Genomic DNA, 1,059 nt, shown 5'->3' with positions numbered 1-1,059 from the left:
CATGCCAAGACCAAAACAAAAAGAACCAAGAAGTAAATTAGTTTCCATACGTTTTACAGAATATGAATATAAAAATTTATATACCATTTTCAACGAACAAAAAGCCTATGGATTTAGATCCTTTAATGCGTTTCTTCGGAATAAATTGTTTTTTAATAATGACGAATTAGTAAGGCAATTAAGAACAAGAAAAAGTGAAAAACAGGTAATTATTGAAGAGCGTATGATTTTTCAATTAAAAAAGGCAGGAACTAATTTAAATACTCTAATACGTTTTGTTTATCGTGATCAAACCACCACAAAATTATCATTAAAAGACTTGGTTACCATTCGTGATGTAATTATTTCATTTAAATCAATCATAAAAAAACTAGAAAATGATAGCTAATATTACTACTGGAGATAATGTTAAGGGAATGGTGGCTTATAATATGAATAAAGTAATTAGCGGTGAAGCGTCTCTTTTAGTTTTGAATAACATCAATGAAAAAACTCAGGGAGGAATTCAAAAAATGATTGAATATCAAAATAATCTTAACTCAAAAGTTAAAAACAGAAATTTTCATGTATCACTTAATTTCCATAAAGATGATTTGCCATCTTTAAATGAAGGTTTCTTAAAAGAAATAGCTGAAGAATACATGACTGAAATGGGTTATGAAGATCAGCCTTATGCCGTTTTTCAGCACTTTGATGCCTCGCATCCACATTTACATATTGTTTCATCTAGAATTGCTTTTGATGGTTTGAAGATCAAGGACTCTATGGAGCGACGCCGTAGTAAAAGTATTACAGAGCTAATGGAGCGTAAATACAACTTGGTTATTGCAAATGATCAATCTACTATGCCTGGGATATGGAGTATAGAAAAAGAAGCTCTTAATTATATTGAAAAGGGAAAAGGAGATCTTCGGAATATCATCGATCAGTCATTATATAAGGTAATAGAACAAAACCCTAAAAATAAGGATGAATTTAGACAACTTTTAAATAAATATAAGATAGATTTTTACTTGAATAATAAGAATGGATTGACATACTATTTGTTTAAAGAAGTTA

The 1,059-nt window shown here is 29.2% G+C and carries 2 protein-coding genes; both read left to right on the top strand.

From position 1 onward, the window contains the following. A partial coding sequence (locus JM658_RS16965) for a hypothetical protein (protein ID WP_236961083.1) occupies positions 1–388 on the top strand: 388 nt, incomplete at its 5' end. Continuing rightward, positions 378–1,059, top strand: a 682-nt coding sequence (locus JM658_RS16960) for a relaxase/mobilization nuclease domain-containing protein (protein ID WP_236961081.1), incomplete at its 3' end; no start/stop codon positions are given. The genes JM658_RS16965 and JM658_RS16960, both read left to right, overlap by 11 nt.

Origin of the sequence: Joostella atrarenae, assembly GCF_021764745.1 — a bacterium.
GTDB classification, from domain to species: Bacteria; Bacteroidota; Bacteroidia; order Flavobacteriales; family Flavobacteriaceae; genus Galbibacter; species Galbibacter atrarenae.
This window is presented reverse-complemented; position numbering and strand designations above follow the sequence as displayed.